This window comes from Sporocytophaga myxococcoides (assembly GCF_000775915.1).
Lineage (GTDB): Bacteria > Bacteroidota > Bacteroidia > Cytophagales > Cytophagaceae > Sporocytophaga > Sporocytophaga myxococcoides_A.
Window position 1 is genome coordinate 14,868 of record NZ_BBLT01000016.1, and the last position, 25,668, is coordinate 40,535.

Below are 25,668 nucleotides of genomic sequence, written 5' to 3' on the forward strand. Positions count from 1 at the left end.
ATGAAAAGCTTTTCATTCTATTTATGCCTGATAGCAATGTGTTTTTGTTCTTGTATTAAAGAGCAGTATAAAGGTAATTCTCTGAGTTATAGGAGGCAAAGGGAGTTGTCGGATCTGCAGAATAATTACCATGTAAAAGAAACAACCAGAGTGTTGAATAAAAATGAAAGCGAAAAAGAAAAGAGACAGAAGCTTGCTGAAAAAAGAAGAATTGCTCTTGCAAAAATGAATTCTAAAAGTGGAACGAAGTATAGAAAGAGAAGGTCCTTAGAATTTGATTATTATTGATGGGTAATTTTTAATTATTATTAAAAGGACTTTAATAGTTTATCCCAATTTTTTATTTCCAAGTATTTGATCTCCTTCATTTCTTCTCATCATTTTTTTGCTTTTTACATTACATTTAAGACCTTAGCATATTCATTTTAAATAAACATCAGCTATGAAAGATGCAAATTCAACTAATCCTCAGTTTGAATTGGCTGTACAATTTGTCAATAATACCTCTCAGAATATTTTCCTTACCGGAAAAGCCGGAACAGGGAAAACTACTTTTCTCAAACATATAAAGCAGCATTCTCATAAGAAACTGGCAGTAGTAGCACCAACAGGCATTGCGGCCATCAATGCAGGAGGGGTTACGGTTCATTCATTTTTCCAGCTTCCTTTTGGTAGCTTTTTACCGCTTGGAAGTAACAGAGAAATGCCTGAAGGTAATTTTTTTAATCACCAAATGCTGTTAAAACAACTTAGGTTCGGTGGAATGAAAAGACGGTTATTGCTTGAGCTAGAATTGCTTATCATTGATGAAGTTTCCATGCTTAGAAGTGATTTGCTGGATGCTATAGATTTAATATTAAAGCAAGTGCGAAAGACCAATGCGCCATTCGGAGGTGTACAATTAGTTTTTATCGGTGATCTCTTACAGTTGCCTCCGGTTATCAAAGAAGAAGATTGGGCAATACTTAAAAAGTTTTACACTAGTCCTTTCTTTTTCGATTCACATGTTTTGAGAACAGCACCTCCTCAATATCTTGAGTTAAAGAAAATATATCGCCAGACAAATGAAGTTTTTATTGACCTGTTGAACAGACTTCGAAATGATCAGGTGCTTCAGCAAGATCTTGATTTGCTAAACAGTTATTACCGCCCCGAATTCAAGCCACAAAAACAGGACGAGTATATTACGCTTACAACTCATAACAGGAAAGCAGAAGAGATCAACCAGAGAGAATTGAATAAACTTGATGTTGAAAAGCATATCTATAAAGCTGAAATCAAAGGAGACTTTAATGAAAAAACGGTGACTGCAGAAGTGGAGCTTTTACTTAAAGAAGGAGCTCAGATAATGTTCATCAGGAATGATAAAGGAGAAAATAAAAAATTTTACAATGGCAAATTAGGTATAATAAGCAAGCTGGAACAAGATACCATTTATGTCAGCTTTTCTGCTACTGGTGATGAAATCAAAATAGAGAAAGAGACATGGAATAATGTTCGCTATAACTACAATAAAGAGACAGATGCGATAGAAGAGGAGGTTTTAGGTTCTTTTACTCAATATCCGTTAAGGCTTGCCTGGGCCATTACAATTCATAAGAGTCAGGGATTAACCTTTTCAAAAGCAATAGTAGATGCGGGAGAATCATTTGCTCCCGGACAGGTTTATGTAGCATTGAGCCGTCTGACCTCATTGGAAGGATTAGTCCTTTATTCAAAAATAAGGATAGATTCTATCAATACAGACCAGCATGCGCTCAACTTTTCTTTGTTGGAGCGGGATGAACAGAGTCTGCACCAGGATCTAAAAGATGGGGAGAAGCAATATGTACATGCCAAACTTTTTGAGGTATTCAATTTTGCTTCACTTTCCGATGTCATGGAGCAGTTTCATACAAGTATGTTTGACAGAAGATTGACTTTTCTGGATGAAGCTACTGAATTAGCAAAACGTCTTTTAGAGAAGGCAAAAGCTATGGAAGTTGTCTCCGAAAAATTTGTAAGACAAATGGAGCAACTCTTGAAGACAGCATCTGATGATAAATATACATGTTTGAAGGAAAGAGTAGATGCTGCAGGAAAATATTTTTTAGATACTATAAAAAATGAGCTTGTTATACCTCTTGAACAACATTATGAAAATGTGAAAAACCTGAAGAAGGTAAAGCAATACCTACAGGATCTTAATGAAGTATCTGATTTGATAAAAAGAAAGAATTACCAGCTTGAGCAAGCCATGCAGCTGACGACAGGTTTAGCCACCGGATCTGATCCTGGTGTTCTGTTAAAGGAAGTGCAGCTATCTGGGAAAAATAGACATGAGGTCGAGAAGGAAAAGTCAATGATACAATTGCCCGGGGTGAAGGCAAAAAAAGGAGATACACACAGATTAAGTCTTGAATTGTTCAGACAGGGCAAGTCAATAGAGCTAATAGCAGAAGAAAGAGGTCTTAATATTAGCACTATTGAAGGTCACCTTGCTTCATTTATTCTTACTGGCGAGGTAGCTGTCGGTGAAATTGTAAAGGAAGATAAGATAAAAGATATAGTTGCTGTAATTGAGGAAATGGGAGATATGAGGACTGCTTTATATAAAGACAGGCTGGGAGAAAATTATAGTTATAGCGAAATAAAGGCCGTCTTGAACTGGAGGGATAAAAACAGAGAACAGAAACCAATTTAGCAGGTAGAATTTATTCACTGTTAGTAAAAGATTATTGCTTAACTATAGTAAACTCAACTCTCCTGTTTTGTGCCCTTCCTTCATCAGTATCATTGGAAGTAAACGATACAGGCTCACCAAAGCCGTTATTTGCAAGACGTTGCTTAGGGATTCCTTTTGATATAAGATAATCTACTACTGCTTTAGCCCTGTTTTCAGAAAGAACGAGGTTCGCTTCATCTTTACCTATGCTATCAGTATGTCCTGAAATCAATATTTCAACTGCATTGTTTTTGGATAAAAGTCAACAACACCGTTTAATTCAGGAAATGATTCAGGTTTTAATTCTGCCTTACCAGTTTCTCATAATTCAGAGGGCTAATATTGTTGATGATGCTCTGATAATCAAATATTTTATTCTTAGGCTTAAAAAGTATAAAGGGCTAGTTAAAAAACTACACTGAGGCTACCAAGAAAGTTTTTACTAATACAAGGAAGCTAACCGCATTATGAAAAACTATAAGATGGAGAAATTATCGGCTTTAAACAAACATAAATTGGGTAATGTTATCCTTTTGAAAAGCCTGTAAATCCTGTCTTTTATCAAAATACTATGAAAACTAATAACAATACATTATTGCTTATATTAATTATATTTTTGCCAAGTGTGTCTGTTTCTTTTGCAGGAGATGAATTACCTGGAAATAAAAAAAAGAAGAAGGATAATGCCCCTGTTGGTTTAACATATAAGTCTGCATCTAAAGGGAAGGACGATGGATTTCATGATTACTTTCTTAATGTACAATTAGGTGGATTCTGGGCTTACAATAATGCTACTGTAAAACTGAATTCACCTGAACTTGAAGGGACTGAAATTGACCTTGAAAGGGATTTTGATTTAAGTAAAAATAAGTTTTTCCCAAGAGCTGACGTGATCTTCAGAATAGGAAAGCGACATCAGATCGCTGCTTCGTTTTTTGATCTTTCAAGAAAAAAATCCTTAGTGCTTGACAGGAACATATCTTATGGAGATACTACATTTTATGTAAACTCAGGCCTTGATGCGAAATTCAGGCTTACCTCTTATGGATTGGAATATAGATTTTCTATTGTTAAAACTCCTCTATGGGAAGCAGGTGTTTTACTTGGTGCTAAAGCATTCAGAGTATATGGTAAGGCTGAAGCACATTTAAATGGTTTTAGTTACGGCGTTACGAAACAGTATTGGGCTCCTGTTCCTCTGCCAGGTGTACATGCTTTGGTTAACCTTGGAAAACATGTTGTTCTGAGAGGAGTTGGAGACTATTTTCAACTTAGTTTAGATGATTGGGATTTTAAAGTTTGGGAAGTAAGACCAGGAATAGAGATTTATCCGATAGAAAATTTAGGTCTTTCATTCTACTATCATTACCTGGTGGCAGATGTAAATAAGGTTCCTGAAGAAAATGTAAATGGTTTTTTTAAATACAAAATAAGTGCTGTTTCCGGACAGCTTGCTTTGAGATTCTAGTCTGATTTTAATGATATTGTCTGATTTTGAATTGATAAATTGAAGTGGTTATATTAAGATTTGTTTTGTTAAAATTGTTTACTAAACGAATTTAAATTATTACCAGTTTTCAAAGCGAGCAGTAGCTCTAAAAATGATAATTATGAAGAAGGGAAGTATATTCAATAAAGTTTATTTAACGTTTGGAATGCTGGTTGTTTGCGTAGCAAGTGTATTCGCTCAAATATCGTCCGATAAAGATCCTAACGCTGATTTTAGTCAGTTTAAAACCTTTGGTTTTAAACCCGGAACTGTTATAGATCAGGGAAAGACAGAAACCAATAATACCATCATGGATAACAAGGTTGATGATGCAGTAACATCAGAGTTAACAGCAAAAGGTTTAAAAAGAGATGATAATAATCCTGATTTGGTAATTTCTTATACAGCCGGAGCTCAGGAGAAAACTGAGCTGGAAGATGCGGGCCCTGGTTTTGCCGGTCCTGGTATATATGTAGCCGATGGCTGGTGGGCAGATTCTTATGATGAATTCTGGCAGAACACTTATAACGAAGGAACCCTGATGATTGACGTAAAAGATGCTCAGACAAATGAACTTGTTTATAGAGTATATGGCGCCGGAGAAGTTAAGAATAAATCCAAAAAGCAGGATAAAGAAATAAATAAGGTTGTTAAGAAAGGGTTCAAAGACTTCCCTCAGCAATGATCTTTATTGATGTTGATTAAATGAAAACAGGTTGCAGAGATGCAGCCTGTTTTTGTTTATGGAGGAACTCCCTTGTGAAGAACAATTTAATATTTAACCGCCTTATTTTTAAAGGGAAGAATTTTAAAAAAAATATGGCTTTATATCAAAAAGATGATCATCGCAGTAGCTTGTTAGATGATATTTATGCGTCTCCTGATCTTGGTGTATCAATGCCGAAATACAGGATACCCGAGGAAGAACATGATCCAAGGGTTGCATATGCTGCGGTACATGATGAATTAATGCTTGATGGTAATTCAAGGCAAAATCTGGCAACTTTCTGTCAGACTTATCTGGACCCTGAAATTCATAAGTTGATGGATGAAGCAGCGGATAAGAATATGATTGATAAAGATGAATATCCTCAGACTGCAGAAATAGAGTCACGTTGTGTGGCTATGATAGCTGATTTATGGAACTCTCCTGATGCGGCCAATACAATTGGGTGTTCAACTACTGGATCTAGTGAGGCTGCCATGTTAGGGGGATTGGCTATGAAATGGAAGTGGAAAGCCAAAAGACAGGCTCAGGGTAAACCCACTGATAAGCCTAATCTTATTTGTGGACCAGTCCAGATTTGCTGGCATAAATTTGCCAGGTATTTCGAGGTTGAATTAAGGGAAATACCTATGGAGCATGGAAGATTACTAATGACTCCTGAAGAAGTATTAAAAAGGTGCGATGAAAATACGATAGGTGTGGTGCCAACATTGGGTGTAACCTTTACGCTTCAGTTTGAAGATGTTAAAGCAGTATGTGAAGCTCTTGATAAGTTGCAAAAAGATACGGGATTGGATATACCAATACATGTCGATGCGGCAAGTGGAGGCTTCGTGGCTCCATTTCTTTATAAGGAATTGCTTTGGGATTTCAGATTACCGAGGGTTAAATCGATCAATGCCTCCGGTCATAAACATGGCTTATCTCCATTGGGGGTAGGATGGGTAGTTTGGAGAGAGAAACAGGATTTGCCTGAAGAGTTGATATTTAACGTTAACTATCTTGGTGGTAACATGCCTACATTTGCTTTGAACTTTAGTAGACCGGGAGGGCAGGTCATTGCCCAATATTATAATTTTCTCAGGTTAGGGAGAGAGGGGTATAGAAGAATCCATCAATCATGCTTAGATACTGGAATCTACCTTGCTGAAGAGATAGCAAAATCTAATCTTGTAGAAATGATTTATGATGGAAGAGGAGGGCTGCCAGGATGTTGCTATAAGCTCAAGGATGGTTTGAATACAAGTTATAACCTATATGATCTATCTGAGAAGCTTAGAGCAAGAGGATGGCAGATTGCTTCCTATTCCTTGCCTGCAAATGCTCAGGATATAGTGATTCAAAGAATATTGGTGAGGCATGGATTTACTCATGATCTTGCTAATCTTTTGCTGGACGATATGTATCGTTCAGTTGATTTCTTTAAAGCACATCCTGTTTTAAAACAAATGACAAGAGAAGAAGCCGGTGGGTTTAACCATTCCTAAGGTTGAATATTTATTATTTATTGTATTCGTTCTGCAGTTTTGGAGAACGAATACTTTATTTTTGATGTAAAATTTAAGCTTAAAACATTTTTTTACCTGCCTTGTTGAATATCTGATAATTTCGACTTTATAAGAATCGCCAGTCGGATTTTCCTTCACTAATAAAATATCATATGTTTAAATTTAAGGATGAGGGTTCAGATGTAAAAAAACATGAGATTCCTGTTAAGCAGGGTACTATTACTACTTTTGGAATTTCAATGATGACTTGTGCATGCGTATTAAGTCTAAGGGGATTACCAGTGATGGCTAAGGAAGAATTAACAATGTTTTTTTACATAGGTTTTTCAACACTTTTGTTTTTGATTCCTGTATCTCTGGTTTCTGCAGAATTGGGAGGGGCCTTTGGAAACAGACCAGGTGGTGTTTATACATGGATTGGAGAAGCATTTAATAAGAAAACAGGTTTTATTGCCATATGGCTGGAATGGGCACAGACAATAGTGTTGTATCCTACAGTACTTGGCTTTGCATCAGGAGCATTCGCCTATGCTATAGGTAGACCGGATTTAGCAACTGATGGAACGTTCGTAGGGCTGTTTTCAATTTTTATATACTGGGTGGCAACTTTCATTGTTTTCAGAGGTTCATCTGTAATTCAAAAAGTAACAAGTTATGGATTTATTTTAGGTACAGTTATTCCTGGATTATTGATTATTGGATTTGGAGTTACCTGGATATTAATGGGCCAAGACATTGCATTTATGCATCCAGATCCTAATGATGCAAATATTGCCAAGGTGGTTAACGGAAAAGCAGAACCTCGTATCTTACCTTATTTTAGAGGTATTACTGACGTCGCATTTCTTGCAGGAATAGTATTGCTATTTTCAGGAGTAGAGTCGCAGGCAGTGCATGCAAACGAATTGAAAAATCCTGCAAAGCAATTTCCGCAGGCTATGTTGCTTGCTGCATTGATCATATTCACCATTTTTACTTTAGGCGCATTATCCGTTGGCGCAGTAATTCCCGGAAAAGAAATTAACGTACAGTCTGGATTGATGCAGGCTTTTTATAAAATCTTTAATCAATTTCAACTGGGATGGCTGACTTATATTTCCGGATTGTTAGTAACCTTTGGCGCAATAGCAAGTGTTCTTTCCTGGCTTTCCGGTCCAAGTAAGGGCCTTCTTGTTACCGCTAAAGACAGAATACTGCCAGATATGATGAGCAGGATTAATAATAAGGGGATTCAAACGGGGATACTATATCTTCAGGGAATATTTGTCACTATACTAGCTTCTTTATATATTATTATGAAAGATGTGAATGTAGCTTTCTTCCTTTTGACAGTGCTTACTGTTGGCCTTTATCTGATCATGTATATGTTGATGTATGCAGCCGCTATAAGATTAAAATATACACAACCAAATCTTCCGCGTTCATATAAAATTCCTGGTGGGAATACAGGGATGTTTGTAGTTGCAGGTGTTGGTTTTCTAGCAGTATTATTTTCTTTTGTGCTTGCATTTGTGCCTCCGTCTCAGCTTCCAATAGGAAGTCCTTCAACATATGTTGGGATGGTGATTTCAGGAACTGTATTTTTTACCGGTCTTCCCTTTTTGATTTTTTATGTGAAAAGAAGAAGAGGCATTGATCTGAGTGGCAAGCCTAATGTATGAAGTAATAGTGCGCTAATTGAGAATATTAGATATGCATAAGTTACATTTCAGATGTTAAATCAAAGTGCATCAAATTTTTTGAATGCAATCTTTAATTCTTTGTTTAGAGCTCTGACCGCATATCTGGATTCAAATACAAGCATAATGCTTGCTCCAAACAAAAGAACAATTCCTATCAATCCTAATACCAGAGGAACTGCGTAAAAATTTAAAGGAGTGAGTTTGATTATTGCAAGAAAAATACTTGTAGCAAAGAAATCACAAAGTGCTAAGTACTGAAACCACAAGCTTTGCTGAAGAAATTTTGAACGGATTGCCATCATGCGTAAGACGTCTAAAGTATGGTGCATTTCTTCATCTAAATCCTTTTTTCCTGATTGATTATTATAGTCAGGATTTATCATCTTTAATAACTCCCTAACTCTGTCAATTACTTTTCCTGATCTTGTGCTTGTAGATAATATCAGACTTAGTGTTGCCATGATTAATACAACCGGTATAATCATGGCAGAAAGGATAGCTACAGTTTCCTGGAATCTTGCTTTATCCATATACTATTTGATTGAATACAATGGTTTTATTTTTTGTCATTAGTTCTTTCAAACTTTTTTTGATGGAATCAAGACTTGAAAAATCTGAGATGAATAACATATGGGCATATGATTGGTGATAGGAATTCGATTTCCAATTTCAGATTTTATAAACCTTAACTATTCCTGTACAAACTGAAAATTTAAATACATGTTATACTGCGTTTGATGTCTAAGGAAAAAGAGGAATAATGCTATGTAGTTTGCGGTAACATTTTTTTGTGATGACTGTTAGCCTCGAAACTGACCAATGTTTCTATGAGAAGAATATATATATGCAGGACCAAAATTCTGTTTGTGTTAGTATTCATGTATACCCATTTCTATGGAGCATTTGCTCAGGATACTGATGTAAAAATTGATACATTAGAAAGGCGTGTTAAAAGACTTGAAGTGAGGTTTGATACAGCGGCTGCACGACTAACTTCTGTTTTGGGTATCCCAAATGGACTATCCAGAAGAAACCTGGAGGGTGGTACATATGGAAGCCGTTTAAAATTGAATACTGAAAAAACAGTAATGGAAATCAGTGGTTATATCCAGGGCGATTTTATCCATAGTTTCAGGCAGTCTGGTCCGTACAAAGATGCGATGGTACCTTCTACAATTCCTGTTCCGAATTCAAGTGTAGGGGAAACATATTTTGGAATCAGACAAACAAGGTTTACTTCAAAAACCACGACCAAAACCGAAATGGGGGATCTTAAAACCCATTTTGAATTTGACCTTTTTGCACCTAATGGAGCAACGACTTTTCACATACGTCATGCTCTTGGTACACTTGGTCGTGTTTCTATAGGACAATATTGGACAAACTTTATGGACATAGATGTGTTCCCTAATGTCTTTGAATATTGGGGACCTAATTCCATGCCTTTTTTACGTCAGCCGCAAATTAAATATACAGCTCCTCTTGGCAGAAATGCAACACTTGCAGTTTCTGCTGAATCTCCCGGTAGTCAGATTTCAATAGCTGATTCAATAAGATTTTCCTCACGCAGTCTATTCCCTGATGGAGTTATTAATTTTCGTTACACCTGGCATGTTAGTCATATTCAACTTACAGGTTTATTACATCCAGTAAGTCTTAAGGATAATGACAAATCAAAGACATTATGGGGGTATGGTTTCAATTTTTCCTGTTATTGGGAGATATTCAAAAGAAATGCTATAGTATTTGAAGCTACATATGGCAAAGGAATAGGGAAGTATTTTGATGATCTTGGAGTACAGACGCTGGATGCTGTTGTAGCACCAAATGGTAATTATAAACTGTTGCCTGCCTATGGAGGATTTCTTTTCTATGACTGGTGGTGGAGTGATAAATTTAGTTCTGCTATTGGTTATTCTTATCTGCATTCAAATACCTTTTCTTCTCAGCCAGGAACTAACTATAAAAACGGGGCTTATGGTATAGCCAATTTTACATATTATCCAGTTGACTATGTTAAGATAGGTATTGAGTACCAGTATGGAATGAGAGAAGATATCGATAATAGAAAGGGGGAAAATTCAAGGATTCAGTTTTCGGGTAACTATAAGTTCTGAAAACCATCTTAATAGATCAAGGTTAACTAGGTAATAACTTTGATAATGCCAATCTTTATAAGTTATGTTTTTGTAAAAAGATTATTTCATTAAATCTCTGTATATGGAAAAGATGAATACCCAAAAGGGAAAAAATAAGGCCAAATCAGGCCTTGTAAAGAAGTTTACTGGATTGCTGCTGGTTTCAGCATTTATGCTGCCTAATGTATTTGCTCAGTCTCCTAAAGAGATTGAAAAGGTGATCAATCAGGCTCATAAAGAATTTAAGGGAGAGAAAGGAGGAAAGAATGCTGACTACATTCCTTATCTGAAAAATGTGAATTCTGATTTATATGGTATTGCGATTGTGACAGCAGACGGAAAAGTCTATGAAGTAGGAGATACAAAGTTTGAGTTTGGAATTGAGTCTATTTCAAAAGCTTTTGTCCTTGCCATGGCTATGCAACAGAAGGGAAGCGATAAAATTGAAGATAGTATCGGGGTGGATGCTACAGGAATGCCTTTTAATTCGGTTACTGCAATTGAACTTGAAGGGCAGAAGCCATCTAATCCATTTGTGAATGCAGGAGCGATGGCGACAAACAGTATTATCGATGCTAAAAGCAAAGAAGATAAATGGAAATTTATCATGGATAACTTTAATAAATTTGCTGGTCGAGATCTTAAAGTGATAGACGAGCTGTTTAAATCTGAAATGGCGACCAATCAACATAATCAGGCTATAGCGCTTCTTTTGGAATCTTATGGTCGTATGTATGATAATCCGATGACAACAGTTGAGTTGTATACTAAGCAATGTTCTATCGGCGTCAATGCTAAAGATCTGGCTATTATGGCGGCAACTTTTGCTAATAATGGGGTTAATCCTATTACAAAGGAAAAAGTATTAGAACCTAAGTATGTCCCTAAAGTACTTTCTGTAATGAGTACCGCAGGACTATATGAAACAACTGGAGAATGGCTTTTCTCTGTGGGGCTTCCGGGTAAGAGTGGTGTAGGTGGAGGAATTATAGCTGTGGTGCCAGGGGTAATGGGTATCGCGGTATTTTCGCCTCCATTGGATGAAGCCGGAAATAGTGTAAGAGCTCAAAAAGCTATTGAAATGATTTCTGACAACCTTGGATTAAATGTATTCTCGGCTAAGGCGAAAAGATAATATTATTAATATTGATAAATTTATAAGGTATGTTGAGGAGTTTAACATACCTTTTTTATTGTTTACTTAAGTGATTTATTTTATGAATTTAAATGTTGGTTTCTTTTTGATTTAGTTATTTTCGGTTGATTTTTAATGTAATAAATTTTTTTTCTCATTCAGTGAAAAATTAATTGAATTTATTTTTTTTACTATTACTTAGGTAGTGTATATTTACTACTTAAGTATAATGGGTTTTTGAAAAGTTATATTTCCATATTTCTGATCATCAGTTGTATAGCTGTAATATCGTGCAAGGATACGCTTAGGAGCATGCATAGTCTTTTGCATCAAATTCCTAATCCGTTTCACTCTCACAGTCACACCCACATTCATCTTCATCATGGATCTGATCAAAGTTCAAAAGGTTATGATTATCAATACTCGATAGAGGGACATCACCATCATACTGATTCTATAGATAATTATAATGAGTTAAAGAAAGCTTGTGATGATACAAAAGACCATGATGTCCTGGAACATTTTGGATTGGAAGATCAGAAAGATGAAACATCTCCTCCAAATCGAAAACGAGGAGACAAAAAAATATTCAAGATTCAATGGTATCCGGGTGTCTGCTATCAATATGATTTTGATATCATTGGAAATGTTAATGGAAACTATTTGTCAGGAAACAATAATTTCTTTTTAACATATCTTCAGATTCCACCTTCGCCTCCCCCTGAATTTATCCTTCTATAGCCTGTCAATTCGGGACAAATACTAAACTGTTGTGGTGTTTTTAAAACTCTGGTGTTGATTTGTCCGGAACTTAATAATGGTCCATGTGGATCATCAAGCTCTATCCATTCTTCTAATGGAGATAGGGAGAATTATATTCTTATCATTAATTAAATTACAATGAAACAGTTTATATGTCTTACAGCAATATTCATTTTGCTGACGTTTTCTGCTTTTGCTCATGGTATCATCAGAGGTCGGGTAATTAATTCTAATAGCGGAGAGCCTCTTAGTAAAGCAATAATTATACTGAGAGAAAATAATACTATGCTATTAAGCGATGAAAAGGGAGCTTTTGAATTCAGAAGACTTGAAACCGGCATTTACAATCTTGAATGTTCCATGCTTGGCTTCAGATCGAAAACTCAGGAAATAGTGATGAATGAGAATGAAACAAGATTTGTAACTATTAAAATGGAAGAAGGGTTTCTTCAGATAGATCAGATTACTGTATCTCCAAGAAAAGAAGTAAATTATTTCAATGCAATAGACTTTCGTTTAAGACCTACCCAAACCACTCAGGACCTTTTAAGACTTGTTCCGGGCTTGTTCATTGCTCAGCATGCCGGAGGAGGAAAAGCAGAACAGATATTCATAAGGGGCTTCGATGTGGACCACGGTACAGATATAGCCATCTCTGTTGATGGCATGCCTGTTAATATGGTCTCACAGGCTCACGGTCAGGGGTATGCAGACCTTCATTTTGTAATTCCAGAAACTGTAGAAGGAATGGATTTTTCCAAAGGCCCTTATGATACAAAGATCGGTAATTTCAATACGGCAGGGGCTGTCCGGTTTCAGACTTTAAATTATCTGAAAAAAAATGTTGTCAAGTTTGAGGCAGGCAGCTTTAATACATACAGAGGGCTGGCGATGCTTAAGTTGCTTGATAAGGCAGATTCGACAAACTCTCTCAGACAGAACGCCTATCTGGCATCTGAGTTTGTGACTGCAAAGGGTTATTTTGATTTTCCTCAGAACTTTGATCGTCTGAATATTATGGGTAAGTACACAACGGATCTGAATAGTTCTACAAGTCTTAGTCTTTCTTTGTCCACATTTTCAAGTCGCTGGGATGCTTCGGGTCAAATTCCTGAGAGGGCTGTCAGAAGCGGACTCATATCCTGGTATGGTGCTATTGATCCCACAGAAGGAGGTAATACATCAAGAAGCAATGCCAATCTTACCTTGGTAAAAACGCTGAATGATGGCGCAGTTATCAGAAATCAGTTATACGGAATAAATTATAAGTTCAATCTGTATTCGAATTTTACGTTCTTTAAAGATGATTCACTAAATGGAGATGAAATCTTTCAGTATGAAGAAAGAAATATATTCGGATACAATGGTGCCTATTCAAAGAGCTATGAGATACTTGGACTGAAAGCTTCCACCATTGCAGGTGTTGGCCTTAGAGATGATAATATCAGGGACATTGGTTTAGCTCATAGCGTAAAAAGAAGAGTCCTTAGTGATATTAAAAAAGGAGACATTGATGAAACAAATGCCAATGTATTTATTGATCAGTCATTTTACCTTTCTTCCAGAATTACGCTGAATTTTGGTCTAAGATATGATGCTTTTACTTTTCGATATAATGACAGGCTCTCAGATACTCTTGGAAAATCGAGGAATTTGAATGTCTTCAGTCCAAAGGTAAACCTGTATTATAATCTTTCACAAGGAGCTCAGTTATATCTGAGTGCAGGCAAAGGATTTCACTCCAATGATACAAGAGTCGCTATAATGGATTCCGTTCATAATAAAATTCCGGCTGCTTATGGACTTGATTTTGGTACCAATCTGAAAGTTGGAAACAGGATCCTTATCAATGCTGCATGGTGGTTTCTCATCATGGATACCGAGTATACCTATACGGGTGACGATGGCACAATAGGTTCAGAAGGAAGAAGCCGTAGGTATGGTCTTGATCTCAGTGCAAGAGGACAATTGAATAAATGGCTGTTTTTTGATTTTGATTTTAATTATTGCAAGTCAAGACTTACTGATAATTCGGATGAAACAGGTTATCTGCCTTTAGCTCCCAAATTCTCAAGTATTGCAGGACTTAGTATTCGAAGCTTTAAAGGCTTTAGTGCCAGCCTTCGATATCGCTATCTTGGAGAAAGGCCCGCAGCAGAGGATAACTCTATTATAGCTAAGGGATATTTTATTATGGATGCGGTTGTGAACTATACTACAGACAGGTTTCAAATTTACTTATCTGCAGAGAACCTGTTTAATCAAAAATGGAAAGAGGCCCAGTTTGCCACTGAATCCAGATTGAGAGGCGAGAATGAGCCTGTTACAGAAATTCACTTTACTCCTGGAACGCCCTTATTTGTAAAGGCAGGAATAACTTATTTATTCTAAAAAATGATGGAAAGGGAAATTGCAAAATTCCCTTTCCTGTTTTTGCTGAACGATAGATTATGGTGTTTAGTTATAATTTATATAACCTCAAAAGCCCAGGCTTATGACACTCATTAATTTCGCCAGATCCGAATTTGTAAAGTCTGTGAAAGACGGTTCAAAAAACTTTACAATAAGAAAGATGAGGAAACATCCTTTTAACAAGGGAGAGAAATTACAACTGTATACCGGTCTCAGGACAAGACATGCGATCAAATTAAGAGATGCCATTTGTAAAAATGTTTGGGACCTTAGAATTGAAGAACATGAAGGAAGTTTTTTGTTTAAACTGGATGGCAGAAGGTTATCCCATGAAAGAGTAGAAGGGATAGCCAGAAAGGTAGGGTTCAGTAGTGTAGATTTATGGATTAAATATTTTAAGGAGAAATATAAGTTCCCTTTTGAAGGGCAATTAATTGAATGGTTATAATATGTTTTGGATTAAAGCAAATGTATAAATCTGATTGCTTCGTTTCATTTAATAAGGGTAAATTTTGTATTAATGGAAGATTTTGAATGAATATCTAACCAAGATTCGATTATAAGGTTAATGAAAAATATCAGGAGGGTCCTGATTCCATTTCGCTGATTGAAGATTTATTTTTTGGGATATTATTTTAAAACCTCATAAGAGGATGTGGAAAGAAAGCTTTATTGTAATAGAGTTTCTCGCAATTGCATCGGGCTGCCTTTCCGGTGTGTTGCATGCCCTCAGGAGAAATTTTGATATTGTTGGAGTGATGATTATCGGGATAGCATCCGGGGTAGGTGGAGGTATCCTAAGAGATGTTCTGATAAGTGATGGCCCTCCTTTGGTAATTAAGTATGAAAGTTATCTCATAACTATTCTGTCAGCGACATTTATAGGGATGTTTTTTGGAACGTTAATAGACCGGTTACAAAAGGTAATCTGGCATGTAGATGCTTTTTCCCTTGGTTTTTTTACAATAGCAGGAATGCAGCGTGCATTTCTTAATGATCTGTCCGTATTACCTGCACTATTTCTTGGAGTAATTACGGCTACCGGTGGCGGATTGTTGAGAGATGTATTGTCAAGGGAAACTCCGATAATTCTATTGCCAGGCCATCCGCATACCCTTGCATCACTTTTTGGGGGAATAATTTATATGATATTTATTAAACTATTTGGTTTTGAAATAATCATAAGTGAAACGATAGGAGTCATTTCAACATATATTTTAAAGCTTGTTGCATTAAAATATGATCTGATTGTTCCAACTCCTCCGGATGTTATGCATTATATTCAAAGATTTTTGATTAAGCGAAAGAGTAAAGGGAAAGAGTAAATTAAAAAAGGAATTCAGCTTAACTTATCATGCAGACTTTTCCTTTCATTTAGAACTTGCCTTGCCGCATTTATTGCTTCTTTGATGTGTCTCCCTTCCCTAATAATCGATTGTAGTTGTTCATCTGAAAAACCGGAATAAAGCTTTTTGAATTTTTCAATTTGTTCTGCATATTCTACTATCTCTTTTTTTGCAGCAGTTTCAGGAGGAGATTTGAAAGCTTGTATTAAAGATTCGTTAATTCTTTTAAAATTGATTAGATAAGTTATAAGACAAACTAAAAAAATAAAGGGTTGATATTGTAATTTCATTGAATTCAATTTGATAAATCCTGTAATTTCATAAGATGTAAAATTTACAAAATTACAAAACCCCAAGAATAGGGAAAGGAGCAAAATGTATTTGTAATAAGTTCTGTACTTGAAAAAAGCAATATAATTAATTGTCAAAAGGACGAATGCAGCATATTGCTTTATTGTGAGTTGAAAATGATCATTCCATTCTACCATATTGATGAGGGCAGTAACGACTGATAATACGGAAAATACAGTTAAAATAAGTACAGGAATAAGCCTCTTATATTTTATGAAGAATAGCTTCATGGAAGATTTAATTTCTAAAAAATTTTAAATTTTCTAATGAAAAAGCACGACCTGAACTGGTCGTGCTTTTTAACTTTTAACTTTTAGCATTAAGCTTTTAGCATTATTTAATGCTCTCAGCAATGGCAGGCTCAAAGAACATTGTTTTATTCAATGCAATGATAGCCTTATTAAAGTCTTCACGGTTCACAATGAATTGAAGGTTGACCTTTCTTAGGGAGAAACCTGCACTCTTGATATTTACATTTGCCTCAGCCAATGCAAGGGCTGCTTTGCCAAGTACTCCCGGCTGATCCATGTTGGAACCGATCATACAAACAATTGCTACTTTTTCAACAGCTACTTTCTGATATTCTTTCTCTAATTCATCGACTAATTTCTGTTTGAAATCTTTCTCCCAGATTACCATAGAAATGCTGTTGGCACTTGTAGCTTTGAATATGTAGCTGACTTTATAAGCTTCGAACTTCTGCATGATCTTAAGGTCAGAACCAACTGCGCCTACCATAAGAGGATCAAAGATCTCAATAATTACAGCTTTAGGAGTTCCAGTGATTACATCTACTTTTTTCTTTGGAGAGATATATTCTCTGGTAATTAAAGTACCTGGGTGTTCAGGTTCAAAAGCATTTTTGATTCTAAGGTCAATGCCCATCATCTCAAGTGGCTTGGATGCTTTCGGGTGAATAGCTTCCATTCCTACATCTGCAAGCTGGTCTGCTACATCATAATTGGTATTGCAAACTGGGATACAGTTCTCTACTCCGACGATATTAGGATCAGCAGAAGATAAGTGGTATTCTTTATGAATAATAGCTTCCTGAGGTTTTACAGCAACTGCAATTTTACAGAAAGTGACTTCAGAATATCCCCTGTCGAATTCTCTCATAATACCTTCTGTGCCTTTTGTATAGCCGGTAACAACGCAGATGGTCTTAGAGAAATCTATATCTTTGAATGAGTGCTCAATGCGTTGATCTATTGTAAAAGGATAGTGATCATCAAATCCCCCTAGATCTATAAGAGTTGCATTGATTCCGTTTTTCTGAAGAATGTTTGCAAATACAAATGCTGAATGAGATTCACCAAGAGATGCAAGAATCTCTCTTGAAGCCTGAAGAATGTTTTCGCTGCTTACATATCCAGAAGCGAGCACGTTTGCCAGGTTCTCAAGGAATTTTTCTGCCTGAGATATTTTATTGGCGATGTATTCATCTGCCAGTTTAATGTCAAGGCCTAGGTCAACGTATTTTTTATTGATCTCCTGGAGCTTTTCAGTAGTTTCCTTCAATGGTTTGTGGAAGTCCTTTTGTTGGGTAATATGATGGTAAACTCCTGGTTCTCCTGTTTTCTTATTTTCCAGCAGCCAGTTGGTTACTCCTGAAAAAGCGGAAACCACAAAAATTCTGTTATAAAGGTTTTCCTTTTCTCTGCCATATAATACGATGTTTTTCATTACATCATGTAAGGCAGTCATACATGTTCCACCTATTTTTTCTACCGTAAGCATTTTGAGATTTATGTTATATATTCACTTTATGTGTCTTCACAGAAAGAGGCACTCAGCTAAAATTCCTTTAAGAAATTGTTCTGAGGTTTAAGGCAGGAATATTAAATAGATTTCCTAGCCCATTTTATGGCACTCTTTACTTATACAAATTTATCGCAAATTAAAGAATTTTTAGTGTTTTAGGCACGGTGATTTTAAGATTGATAATAAAGAATTTTTCTTAATTGGAATAGTAAAAATGGGATGTGGAGGGTTTTAATAAGGATGTTTTATTTATCTTATTGTTAATCAGTTGGTTGTTTCTGGTCGGTGTGTTATAAGTCTATTTTAAGGTTAAATAGATTAGATCTTATGGATTCTCTGATTTTTAGAAGGAATATGCAATAAGGTTGAATAAAATAATAGGCTGATTAAAAAACGTCCTGTTCTGTTATTGATTAAAAAGGTTGTTGTTAAATATCAAATAGTTAGGTGTTGGTTGCATTTCGTTGAAGTTCGGATGAAATAAAAATTTAGTTTTAATGTTATCTTTACAGCCAAATATGATTCAAAATGCAGAGACTAAATTTTTTTAAAGTTACAATACTGACATTTTCATTTTTATTCATCGGAAATATTTTGTCTTCCTGCAAGAAAGACAATCCCAATCCTTATGTCAATTTTACCCTTGATCTGAATGAGAATTCAAATTCAGCATTAAGAATGCCCGGCGGCTCTGTAGTTAGCAATGGTGCAATCATTGTGAGTTACTCCAACTCTTTCATTGCATTTTCAAATTCATGTACTTATGATGGGTGCGGATTAAGTTATTCATCCATTTCCAATCATTTTATCTGTTCGTGCGACGGTAGTGAATTTGATATTAATGGAAGATTTTTATATGGTTCACCAAGCCCTAATATCCCTAAATTCAATGTAACTCAGAATGGCAGTTTACTGACTATTATCAGTCAGTAGTTCTGCTCAAACAAAAGATTATTAACCATGTTGCATATTAGCTAATAGGCTTAATATGCAACATGAGTATTTGTACTATGTGGATGAGTGGATCATCGCTCTGGTGTTGGTAATTATACTGACGATTTTTTTTGAGTTAGGTTATTTTCTGGGGTTCAAAAGATTTGTTAGGAAAGGGGGGAAAGACGAGGATATCGGAGCCATACAGGGAGGTATTTTAGGTTTGCTGGGAATTATGTTTGCTTTTACATTTTCAATGGCAGCTTCAAGGTTTGATTCCAGAAAAATAGCTGTCCTTAAAGAGTCTAATGCCATAGGAACCACTTATCTCAGGGTTTCAGTATTGCCGGATTCCATAAAGCCGGAAATTTACGCTCTCCTTGAAAAGTATGTGGAATACAGACTCAAGTACGATCGCACTACCGATCGTAATAAGATGAATGCTATTATTGACAGTTCTGAAATTGTTCAGTTAAAAATCTGGAGAATGGCTTCAAAAAATGCAGTATTAAATAATGACTGGAACTCCTCATTATTCCTGAGCACATTAAATGAAATGATTGATTTGTCTGCAGAAAGATATGCAGTTCAGCTTAATCATGTGCCGGAGATCATCCTTTATCTTATGATTTTACTTGCCACTATCAGTACATTTACCCTGGGGTTCGGCTGCGGACTGGAAAAGAACAGGAAGTTTATATTTTCATACAGCCTGGTAGTTCTGATGATTCTGGTATTGATGGTGATTATCGATCTTGACCGACCCCTAAGGGGAATAATCAGAGTTGGGGATAAAAGTCTGCTGGATCTGGACCAATCTATAGAAAAGTATTCCCCATTGAAAGCAAAAGGATAACAGAATAAACATCTTTTACCCTATACCTGTTGTATTTATTCTTAGCAAGGTCAATTCATGCAGATTTTAAAATTTTCAGGTTGGAAAATATTTTTTTTATCAAGCATCATCCTTTTAATGGTTAATGCCTGCAAAGATCCTGACCCTGTAAATGATCTGGAGCCTTTTCAAAAGGATCTATATATATCAAACAGAGACGCTTCGGTTAATTTTTCTGATTATAAAACATACTTTCTCCTTGATACTCTTCAAAAGATTGGAAAAGATACTATGAGCATTAAGAAAAATTATCTGACAGAGCATTTGATTATTCAGGCTATTGATTCCAATCTTCTGAATTATGGATTTGTAAAAGTCAACAAAGATCAGCACCCTGATGTGGCTGTGGTTGCTTCTGTTTTAAGGTTCAAGGAATCCGTTCCTCTTTCTTATTCGCCAACTTTGTTTGGTCCGGGAGTATTTGGATATGCTTCTTCCAGCGAGTTTGGTTTTCCAGGGTATCAATTTTCAGCACCTGATAATTTTGGATTTTATTCTTTTGATATAGGAAGCCTGACCATTGATATGCTAGATCTGAAAAATGCGCCATCAGCAGGAAAGTTGAATGTAATCTGGAATGGTATTATTGCCGGTTCTGCCAATGATTCTCTTGTCGCTAATCCGCAAAGGGTGTTAACAGGTATTAATGTTTTGTTTGAGCAATCACCATATTTAAAGGATGGAAAGTAAGTTTTAAGTTAAAAGTATAAAGTTGATAGTATAAAGTTAAAAACTTAAAGCCTAGCCTAAAGCCAATGGATATAACTCAAAGCAATGTTTAATGTGAATTAACTAAGTGATGGATCATTGATACTTTGTTTATGATTTACAAATTGTCTTTCAATATTTTAAAACTTTACACTTTCAACTTTATACTTTCATAAAATGTGGACTAGTATATTAAAATCGATTTGTATGGTCTGTTGTATTACTCTTGTAAATGTAGAGACAATGGCTCAATACAGAAATTTGTTCTTATACAATTATTCAGCAGGAAAAGCAGTTGGGACACTCAATGATTTTATAGATAAAAAGTATTACGATGGGTTTCATATTGATTTAAGACATTTTTTTAAAGATGAATATTCCTTGGGATTTCGGATTGGATGGAATAATGTAAAAGCTGTTCTTGATCGTCAGAGTTTTCAGACTGAAAAGGGAACTGTTTCTGCTATCCAGACCAGGTATATGAGTAGTTTGCCTGTAGTGCTGAATGCTTTTTATTATCCTGTAAAGGGGAAACTGCTTATACCATATGCAGGTGGAAGTCTTGGTCTATATGTTATGGACTATCAAAAATGGTTTGGCTCTGTTGCCTTCAAAAATAAATCATTCAGACCTGGAATAAGTCCGGAAATTGGCTTTTTAGCACCTATAAAAAAATCAGAGATAGGCGTAGGAGCCTTCGCCCGGTTCAATTATGTCGTGTATTCTCATGAAGAGGTGAAAAATATGATCTATCTGGAGCTGGGGTTAAGTATCTTCTTTGGGGATAAGATTGGGAAGGAGGAAGTTAAGTGTGAATGAAGATTTAAGCTCAAAGCGAAACTTCGGCTTTACGCTTTGTGCTTTCCGCTTTTCACAAGATGGTAAGAATTCGCCTGCGCAGTCGGTGTTACGACAAGATCATTAATGCATACATGGTCTGGTAATGAAGCGCAATAGTAAACAATATCAGCAATGTCTTCTGCGTGTAAAGGCACATATCCTTCATAAACTTTTTTAGCTTTATCTTCATCTCCTTTGAAACGAACAAGGGAAAATTCTGTCTCGGCTGCCCCGGGGTGTATTGCTGTAACTTTTATATTGTGCTTTAGTAAATCTATTCGCATACCTTTGCTAAGGGCATCCGTGGCATGTTTAGCTGCGCAGTACACATTTCCGTTTTCATAAACTTCCTTCCCGGCAATAGAGCCTATATTTATAATATGTCCTTTGTTTTTTCTGATCATATAGGGAACAATGGCTTTAGATACATACAGCAATCCCTTTACGTTAGTGTCAATCATGAAGTCAAAATCAACTAAATCTGCATCAGCAAAGTTGTCTCTGCCCATCGCGCCACCTGCATTGTTCACAAGCAGATCAATAAACTTCCATTCCTCTGGTATGCCAGTAACAACATAAGATACCTGATCTTTATCTGTTACATCAAAATCATAAGCCAGAACAGAGGTATTGTATCTGTCTTCAAGTTCTGATTTAAGTGCTTTTAGTCTTTCTTTGCGTCTTCCGGTAATGATACAATTCCATCCTTCGGATGCAAATTTCTCAGCTATTGCTTTTCCAAATCCTGATGTGGCACCCGTAACAAAAATTATTTTCTTCGTCATTTAGTTTACCTTTTTGTTTTTAAGCGCCATAATTCTTCTGAAAGACTCTTCAATTCTGCTCTCTTTGATTTCTCCTGACTTGACAAGCTTTTTGATGATGTTATGGATTTGAGTTGCAGTAATCCTGTCATCAAGGTGAACATTGTTACCAAAAAGTAAGATATCGACTCCTGCATTTATGGAAAGTTTTATAGCGTTTTCAAGTCCATAGTTTTTACTAATGGCATTCATTTGCATGTCATCTGAGAATACAACTCCGTCAAACTGAAGTAAATCTCTCAGGATATCATTGATAATAGGTTTGGATAGAGTTGCAGGAAGGCATGAAGTGTCCAGGTGGCAATTAATAATATGTGCAGTCATCACGGCATCACAATTCCCTGATCTGATAATATCTCTGTATGGCCAGAGCTCCATAATTTTCCACTGATTGGTGATGTCTACTATTCCCAGGTGAGAATCCAGAGAAGAACTTCCATGGCCAGGAAAGTGCTTTAAAATGGTTTTTACCCCAAACTCATGGTGCCCTTCAATGCTTAATAAGGCTTGTTCAGTCACAATTTGAGGATTTGCAGAGTAACTTCTTCCGACTTTATAGATTACGGGATTTTCTTTATTAAGGCCGAGATCCACATCAGGTGCGAAATTGAGATTTATGCCCAGTTCTTTAAGCTCTTTTGCGAGGTTTCTGGTATAAAATAATGTTGAATCCGGATTGTTAAGATTTCCAAGGTATTGGGCGGAAGGCATTTTTACAAACCCATACTTTTCTTTTAGTCTGTGTACTTTCCCACCTTCTTCATCAATGGTGACGAAAAGAGGAATAGGAGTTTCAGTCTGAAGATCTGCAATCAATTTTTTTAGAGTCTCTGCAGACTTTGTTTTACTTATATTTTTTTCAAAAATAATAACGGAACCAATTTTACCAGCGTTTAATTCTTTTCTTATAGAGTCATTTGTAGGTAAGACCGTCCTGTCATTTAATCCGACAAGGATCATTTGTCCGATCATAATATTAAGACTGTCGTCTCTTAATTGTTTGGATCTCGTTTTGACTGTTTCGACAGGTGTGCTCTGCGTTTGTAAAGATTTTTCCTTTGTTTTACAGGAAATGAGAATTGTAAATAGTAAAAATAAAATTCTGATTTTCATTGTGATAATAGTGATTATAGCAAGTATCATTCTTCTAAAACCAATAGAACTACCTGCTGTTTGTCAAAGATAAGAATCTTTAGCTATTAAATAAGTTGTAAATTGGGCAGGAAAAAATAAGCGGAAAAGAATATGATTAAAGCTGTGATCTTTGATATGGATGGAATCCTTATTGATTCAGAGCCTCTGTGGAAAATTGCAGAAAAGAAAGCATTTGCCAAAGTCGGCATTATTATGACCACAGAAATGTGCAATCTTACAATGGGATACAGAATTAATGAGGTCACTGACTATTGGTATGAAAGAAGACCCTGGGAGGGAAAAACCAAAGATGAAGTGACTGAAGACATCATTCAAACTGTAATTGATGAAATTAAGGCTAAGGGAAATGAGCTTAAAGGGGTAAAGCGTTCCTTGAAACTGTTAAAGGAACAAAACTATAAAATGGCACTTGCCTCATCTTCTGCAATGAGGATCATTAATATAGTGGTAGATAAACTCGAGATAAGGGAGTATTTTGATGCAATTTGCTCGGCAGAAACGGAACCTTTTGGTAAACCTCATCCGGCTGTATTTATCACTGCTGCCGAAAAACTTAGGATTGCCCCCCATCAGTGTCTTGTCATAGAAGATTCCGTAAATGGGGTGATAGCAGGCAAAGCAGCCAGAATGAAAGTCGTGGCCATACCTGATGAAAGCCTTTCGGGAGACAAAAGATTTATCATAGCGGATTCAATCTTGAAGGATCTCGATCATTTAACTTTGGATTTGATCGAGAGCTTTTCTTAATAAGGCTGATGCCTTCGCTTAATGCGAAGGCATCAGTAGACGTAGAGTTGCTATTCTTGCATTTCAAGCACCTCAATATTTTTCTTCATTCCTCTTACCTCCGTAATCCCAATAATAAATACTGCAAAGTTGGCAAGTAAACCCGGGTTCATAATTCGGTTACCTATTTCTTGTGCCATTGCCTTACTACCTTCCCTTGCTTCTGCTTTTCCCTTTTCGTCTGACATAGCCTGAATGCAGGCGCATTCACAGCTTTTAGCTCTTGCTACTGATACGCTGAAGTTTAATAATTTTCTTTCAAGCTTGGGAATCATTTTAGCTAATGTCCCCAGGACAGGAGATAAATAGAAAATATCCTTCTCTAGCTGGACAATAGCAACAGAAAGAATTTGATTTATTTTGAAATAATCTTTACTAAGATTGATAATCTCTTTACCTGGTGATATAACTACACAGGTATTAGAAAGGTCATAATTAACGTGTGCATTTACTCCTAGCAGCAGGTGCTGAAGGATGGTATGTTTCTTTTTTCCAGTTTCAAAGGCATTAAACCAGGGACTGTCAGACTCAAGGGTATTATTATGATATTTTTCATAAGCATCAAGGTAAAAGTTGGCAAAAACCCTTATGAACTCAGTCATACGCACATTATCTTCAAACTCTTTATTCTCTATTGCACTTCTTATCCTGATGGAAATACTTTTGTAAAATGCTGCAAAGTACGGCATTTCTATTCCTGCTTTTCTCACAAGAAGCTATTATTTTATCCAGTTTTGTTAAGGCAGATTCAATAGGTTGATCTTTTATAGGACTACTTTCTAAAAACATAGGCTATAATGAATTTTGATTGAAAGTATAAATTTTTGTAATGAATGCAAAATTTATCACTTGTATCTGTTTGAAATTGAGTGGTTATGGAAAGGATGTGAACAGTCGGATCAGGGGAGTGTTAAAATAATAGAGATTGAACTATTGGAGGGTAGAAGATATGTTAAATAATGTTCCGGTATTAACAACGTTACCGGCCACTGACATAAACAGGGCTAAGGAGTTTTACGAAGATAAACTTGGATTAACGATCGAGGAATTTTATGAGGACATGATGGTGTTGGACGCCAATGGTGTTAAAATTACAGTTTATGAAAGGCCAAAGCCGACTAAAGCGGATCACACTGTGATGACGTTTGAGGTGAAGGATATCGAAAATGAGATCAATGATCTCAAAAACAAAGGTATAGTCTTTGAAGATTACGATATGCCTGACTTAAATCTGAAAACCAATAAAAATCATGTGGCTGTCATGGAAAATGACAAAGCTGCCTGGTTTAAGGATTCTGAAGGCAATATCCTTTGTCTACATGAGACGCTTGTGAAATAATTTCGATTGAAGGGTGCTGTTTTAGTTTCATACTAATAAATACAGGTAGTTCATTGACACGCATGAACTACCTGTTCAATTTTTTTAAGCTGAAAGTTGAAAGTAGATCTCTTTATTTAAAACTTAAAAGGTTTAATTCTTCTCTCTATTAAAAAAAAGAAGGATTTATG

Annotated in this window: 24 protein-coding genes and 1 pseudogene; 18 read left to right on the forward strand and 7 right to left on the reverse strand. The window is 36.0% G+C overall.

Going from position 1 to position 25,668, the window contains the following annotated elements; translation table 11 throughout:
• Both MYP_RS23990 and MYP_RS23995 read left to right on the forward strand, forming a co-directional pair.
• Positions 1 to 288 carry a hypothetical protein gene (locus tag MYP_RS23990; RefSeq protein ID WP_156140816.1) on the forward strand — a complete coding sequence of 96 codons (288 nt, stop codon included), beginning with the start codon at positions 1 to 3 and terminating at the stop codon, positions 286 to 288.
• Positions 289 to 442: 154 nt separating this feature from the next.
• The gene (locus MYP_RS23995) at positions 443 to 2,683 is read left to right on the forward strand and encodes a helix-turn-helix domain-containing protein (RefSeq protein WP_045469713.1); all 2,241 of its coding nucleotides are present in this window, start codon (positions 443 to 445) and stop codon (positions 2,681 to 2,683) included.
• 31 nt (positions 2,684 to 2,714) lie between these two features.
• On the opposite strand, the pseudogene MYP_RS24000 reads toward MYP_RS23995, so the two are convergent.
• Positions 2,715 to 2,945 (reverse strand): annotated as a pseudogene (locus MYP_RS24000) (OmpA family protein); the annotation flags it as partial.
• Positions 2,946 to 3,275: 330 nt separating this feature from the next.
• On the opposite strand from MYP_RS24000, the gene MYP_RS24010 reads away from it, so the two are divergent.
• The 4 genes from MYP_RS24010 (at position 3,276) to MYP_RS24025 (ending at position 8,089) form a co-directional block, all read left to right on the forward strand.
• On the forward strand, positions 3,276 to 4,172 hold the full coding sequence (locus tag MYP_RS24010) for a hypothetical protein (RefSeq protein ID WP_045469721.1): 897 nt from the start codon (positions 3,276 to 3,278) through the stop codon (positions 4,170 to 4,172).
• A gap of 142 nt (positions 4,173 to 4,314) precedes the next feature.
• Positions 4,315 to 4,878, forward strand: coding sequence for a DUF4136 domain-containing protein (locus MYP_RS24015; protein WP_045469724.1), 564 nt, complete (start codon positions 4,315 to 4,317; stop codon positions 4,876 to 4,878).
• Between the two features lie 134 nt (positions 4,879 to 5,012).
• Positions 5,013 to 6,407 (forward strand): glutamate decarboxylase, encoded by a 1,395-nt coding sequence (locus tag MYP_RS24020; protein WP_045469856.1) that lies wholly within the window; start codon positions 5,013 to 5,015, stop codon positions 6,405 to 6,407.
• 173 nt (positions 6,408 to 6,580) lie between these two features.
• On the forward strand, positions 6,581 to 8,089 hold the full coding sequence (locus MYP_RS24025) for an APC family permease (RefSeq protein WP_081990657.1): 1,509 nt from the start codon (positions 6,581 to 6,583) through the stop codon (positions 8,087 to 8,089).
• Positions 8,090 to 8,148: 59 nt separating this feature from the next.
• Here MYP_RS24025 and MYP_RS24030 read toward each other — a convergent pair whose 3' ends face one another.
• Positions 8,149 to 8,640, reverse strand: coding sequence for a DUF2721 domain-containing protein (locus tag MYP_RS24030; RefSeq protein ID WP_045469727.1), 492 nt, complete (start codon positions 8,638 to 8,640; stop codon positions 8,149 to 8,151).
• 297 nt (positions 8,641 to 8,937) lie between these two features.
• Here MYP_RS24030 and MYP_RS24035 point away from each other — a divergent pair, with 297 nt between their 5' ends.
• The 6 genes from MYP_RS24035 to MYP_RS24060 all read left to right on the forward strand — a co-directional run bounded on the left by MYP_RS24035 (position 8,938) and on the right by MYP_RS24060 (position 15,882).
• Positions 8,938 to 10,227 carry a DcaP family trimeric outer membrane transporter gene (locus MYP_RS24035; RefSeq protein WP_156140817.1) on the forward strand — a complete coding sequence of 430 codons (1,290 nt, stop codon included), beginning with the start codon at positions 8,938 to 8,940 and terminating at the stop codon, positions 10,225 to 10,227.
• A gap of 103 nt (positions 10,228 to 10,330) precedes the next feature.
• Positions 10,331 to 11,383 carry a glutaminase A gene (glsA, locus tag MYP_RS24040; RefSeq protein WP_231570092.1) on the forward strand — a complete coding sequence of 351 codons (1,053 nt, stop codon included), beginning with the start codon at positions 10,331 to 10,333 and terminating at the stop codon, positions 11,381 to 11,383.
• Between the two features lie 237 nt (positions 11,384 to 11,620).
• On the forward strand, positions 11,621 to 12,124 hold the full coding sequence (locus tag MYP_RS24045; protein WP_156140818.1) for a hypothetical protein: 504 nt from the start codon (positions 11,621 to 11,623) through the stop codon (positions 12,122 to 12,124).
• A gap of 159 nt (positions 12,125 to 12,283) precedes the next feature.
• Positions 12,284 to 14,536, forward strand: a complete 2,253-nt coding sequence (locus tag MYP_RS24050) for a TonB-dependent receptor (protein ID WP_045469737.1) — start codon at positions 12,284 to 12,286, stop codon at positions 14,534 to 14,536.
• A 103-nt stretch (positions 14,537 to 14,639) separates the two neighbouring features.
• Positions 14,640 to 15,005: a hypothetical protein gene (locus tag MYP_RS24055; RefSeq protein ID WP_045469739.1), complete on the forward strand. Its 366-nt coding sequence runs from the start codon at positions 14,640 to 14,642 to the stop codon at positions 15,003 to 15,005.
• Positions 15,006 to 15,210: 205 nt separating this feature from the next.
• Positions 15,211 to 15,882 (forward strand): trimeric intracellular cation channel family protein, encoded by a 672-nt coding sequence (locus MYP_RS24060; RefSeq protein ID WP_052430483.1) that lies wholly within the window; start codon positions 15,211 to 15,213, stop codon positions 15,880 to 15,882.
• 14 nt (positions 15,883 to 15,896) lie between these two features.
• Here MYP_RS24060 and MYP_RS26290 read toward each other — a convergent pair whose 3' ends face one another.
• Both MYP_RS26290 and MYP_RS24070 read right to left on the reverse strand, forming a co-directional pair.
• Positions 15,897 to 16,193 carry a hypothetical protein gene (locus MYP_RS26290; protein ID WP_156140819.1) on the reverse strand — a complete coding sequence of 99 codons (297 nt, stop codon included), beginning with the start codon at positions 16,191 to 16,193 and terminating at the stop codon, positions 15,897 to 15,899.
• 394 nt (positions 16,194 to 16,587) lie between these two features.
• Positions 16,588 to 17,994: an aspartate kinase gene (locus MYP_RS24070; protein WP_045469744.1), complete on the reverse strand. Its 1,407-nt coding sequence runs from the start codon at positions 17,992 to 17,994 to the stop codon at positions 16,588 to 16,590.
• A 552-nt stretch (positions 17,995 to 18,546) separates the two neighbouring features.
• Here MYP_RS24070 and MYP_RS24075 point away from each other — a divergent pair.
• The 4 genes from MYP_RS24075 (at position 18,547) to MYP_RS24090 (ending at position 21,373) form a co-directional block, all read left to right on the forward strand.
• On the forward strand, positions 18,547 to 18,951 hold the full coding sequence (locus MYP_RS24075) for a ubiquinol-cytochrome c reductase iron-sulfur subunit (protein ID WP_045469747.1): 405 nt from the start codon (positions 18,547 to 18,549) through the stop codon (positions 18,949 to 18,951).
• A 55-nt stretch (positions 18,952 to 19,006) separates the two neighbouring features.
• Positions 19,007 to 19,807: a bestrophin-like domain gene (locus MYP_RS24080; protein ID WP_045469750.1), complete on the forward strand. Its 801-nt coding sequence runs from the start codon at positions 19,007 to 19,009 to the stop codon at positions 19,805 to 19,807.
• Between the two features lie 57 nt (positions 19,808 to 19,864).
• Complete coding sequence (locus MYP_RS24085) at positions 19,865 to 20,536, forward strand: DUF4136 domain-containing protein (RefSeq protein WP_045469753.1); 672 nt, start codon at positions 19,865 to 19,867, stop codon at positions 20,534 to 20,536.
• 225 nt (positions 20,537 to 20,761) lie between these two features.
• Positions 20,762 to 21,373, forward strand: a complete 612-nt coding sequence (locus MYP_RS24090) for a hypothetical protein (RefSeq protein ID WP_156140820.1) — start codon at positions 20,762 to 20,764, stop codon at positions 21,371 to 21,373.
• 29 nt (positions 21,374 to 21,402) lie between these two features.
• Here the strand turns inward: MYP_RS24090 and MYP_RS24095 are convergent, their stop codons facing one another.
• Together MYP_RS24095 and MYP_RS24100 are read right to left on the reverse strand one after the other, a co-directional pair.
• Positions 21,403 to 22,179, reverse strand: a complete 777-nt coding sequence (locus MYP_RS24095) for an SDR family NAD(P)-dependent oxidoreductase (RefSeq protein ID WP_045469758.1) — start codon at positions 22,177 to 22,179, stop codon at positions 21,403 to 21,405.
• Complete coding sequence (locus tag MYP_RS24100) at positions 22,180 to 23,331, reverse strand: glycoside hydrolase family 3 protein (protein ID WP_231570093.1); 1,152 nt, start codon at positions 23,329 to 23,331, stop codon at positions 22,180 to 22,182.
• Positions 23,332 to 23,463: 132 nt separating this feature from the next.
• Here MYP_RS24100 and hxpB point away from each other — a divergent pair, with 132 nt between their 5' ends.
• A complete protein-coding gene (gene hxpB, locus MYP_RS24105; RefSeq protein ID WP_045469764.1) occupies positions 23,464 to 24,120 on the forward strand; it encodes a hexitol phosphatase HxpB in 657 nt (218 codons plus the stop codon).
• A gap of 50 nt (positions 24,121 to 24,170) precedes the next feature.
• Here the strand turns inward: hxpB and MYP_RS24110 are convergent, their stop codons facing one another.
• Entirely contained in the window at positions 24,171 to 24,869 is a 699-nt protein-coding gene (locus MYP_RS24110; RefSeq protein WP_045469767.1) for a DUF5995 family protein, read from the reverse strand.
• A gap of 239 nt (positions 24,870 to 25,108) precedes the next feature.
• Here MYP_RS24110 and MYP_RS24115 point away from each other — a divergent pair, with 239 nt between their 5' ends.
• On the forward strand, positions 25,109 to 25,498 hold the full coding sequence (locus MYP_RS24115) for a VOC family protein (protein WP_045469770.1): 390 nt from the start codon (positions 25,109 to 25,111) through the stop codon (positions 25,496 to 25,498).
• Positions 25,499 to 25,668 lie beyond the last annotated feature (170 nt).

Excerpts from the sequence above, each read along its gene's own strand:
- MYP_RS23990 (WP_156140816.1), top strand. The coding sequence starts at position 1 with ATGAAAAGCTTTTCATTCTATTTATGCCTGATAGCAATGTGTTTTTGT.
- MYP_RS23995 (WP_045469713.1), top strand. The coding sequence starts at position 443 with ATGAAAGATGCAAATTCAACTAATCCTCAGTTTGAATTGGCTGTACAA.
- MYP_RS24010 (WP_045469721.1), top strand. The coding sequence starts at position 3,276 with ATGAAAACTAATAACAATACATTATTGCTTATATTAATTATATTTTTG.
- MYP_RS24015 (WP_045469724.1), top strand. The coding sequence starts at position 4,315 with ATGAAGAAGGGAAGTATATTCAATAAAGTTTATTTAACGTTTGGAATG.
- MYP_RS24020 (WP_045469856.1), top strand. The coding sequence starts at position 5,013 with ATGGCTTTATATCAAAAAGATGATCATCGCAGTAGCTTGTTAGATGAT.
- MYP_RS24025 (WP_081990657.1), top strand. The coding sequence starts at position 6,581 with ATGTTTAAATTTAAGGATGAGGGTTCAGATGTAAAAAAACATGAGATT.
- MYP_RS24030 (WP_045469727.1), bottom strand. The coding sequence starts at position 8,640 with ATGGATAAAGCAAGATTCCAGGAAACTGTAGCTATCCTTTCTGCCATG.
- MYP_RS24035 (WP_156140817.1), top strand. The coding sequence starts at position 8,938 with ATGAGAAGAATATATATATGCAGGACCAAAATTCTGTTTGTGTTAGTA.
- glsA (WP_231570092.1), top strand. The coding sequence starts at position 10,331 with ATGGAAAAGATGAATACCCAAAAGGGAAAAAATAAGGCCAAATCAGGC.
- MYP_RS24050 (WP_045469737.1), top strand. The coding sequence starts at position 12,284 with ATGAAACAGTTTATATGTCTTACAGCAATATTCATTTTGCTGACGTTT.
- MYP_RS24055 (WP_045469739.1), top strand. The coding sequence starts at position 14,640 with ATGACACTCATTAATTTCGCCAGATCCGAATTTGTAAAGTCTGTGAAA.
- MYP_RS24060 (WP_052430483.1), top strand. The coding sequence starts at position 15,211 with ATGTGGAAAGAAAGCTTTATTGTAATAGAGTTTCTCGCAATTGCATCG.
- MYP_RS26290 (WP_156140819.1), bottom strand. The coding sequence starts at position 16,193 with ATGAAATTACAATATCAACCCTTTATTTTTTTAGTTTGTCTTATAACT.
- MYP_RS24070 (WP_045469744.1), bottom strand. The coding sequence starts at position 17,994 with ATGCTTACGGTAGAAAAAATAGGTGGAACATGTATGACTGCCTTACAT.
- MYP_RS24075 (WP_045469747.1), top strand. The coding sequence starts at position 18,547 with ATGCAGAGACTAAATTTTTTTAAAGTTACAATACTGACATTTTCATTT.
- MYP_RS24080 (WP_045469750.1), top strand. The coding sequence starts at position 19,007 with ATGCAACATGAGTATTTGTACTATGTGGATGAGTGGATCATCGCTCTG.
- MYP_RS24085 (WP_045469753.1), top strand. The coding sequence starts at position 19,865 with ATGCAGATTTTAAAATTTTCAGGTTGGAAAATATTTTTTTTATCAAGC.
- MYP_RS24090 (WP_156140820.1), top strand. The coding sequence starts at position 20,762 with ATGGTCTGTTGTATTACTCTTGTAAATGTAGAGACAATGGCTCAATAC.
- MYP_RS24095 (WP_045469758.1), bottom strand. The coding sequence starts at position 22,179 with ATGACGAAGAAAATAATTTTTGTTACGGGTGCCACATCAGGATTTGGA.
- MYP_RS24100 (WP_231570093.1), bottom strand. The coding sequence starts at position 23,331 with ATGAAAATCAGAATTTTATTTTTACTATTTACAATTCTCATTTCCTGT.
- hxpB (WP_045469764.1), top strand. The coding sequence starts at position 23,464 with ATGATTAAAGCTGTGATCTTTGATATGGATGGAATCCTTATTGATTCA.
- MYP_RS24115 (WP_045469770.1), top strand. The coding sequence starts at position 25,109 with ATGTTAAATAATGTTCCGGTATTAACAACGTTACCGGCCACTGACATA.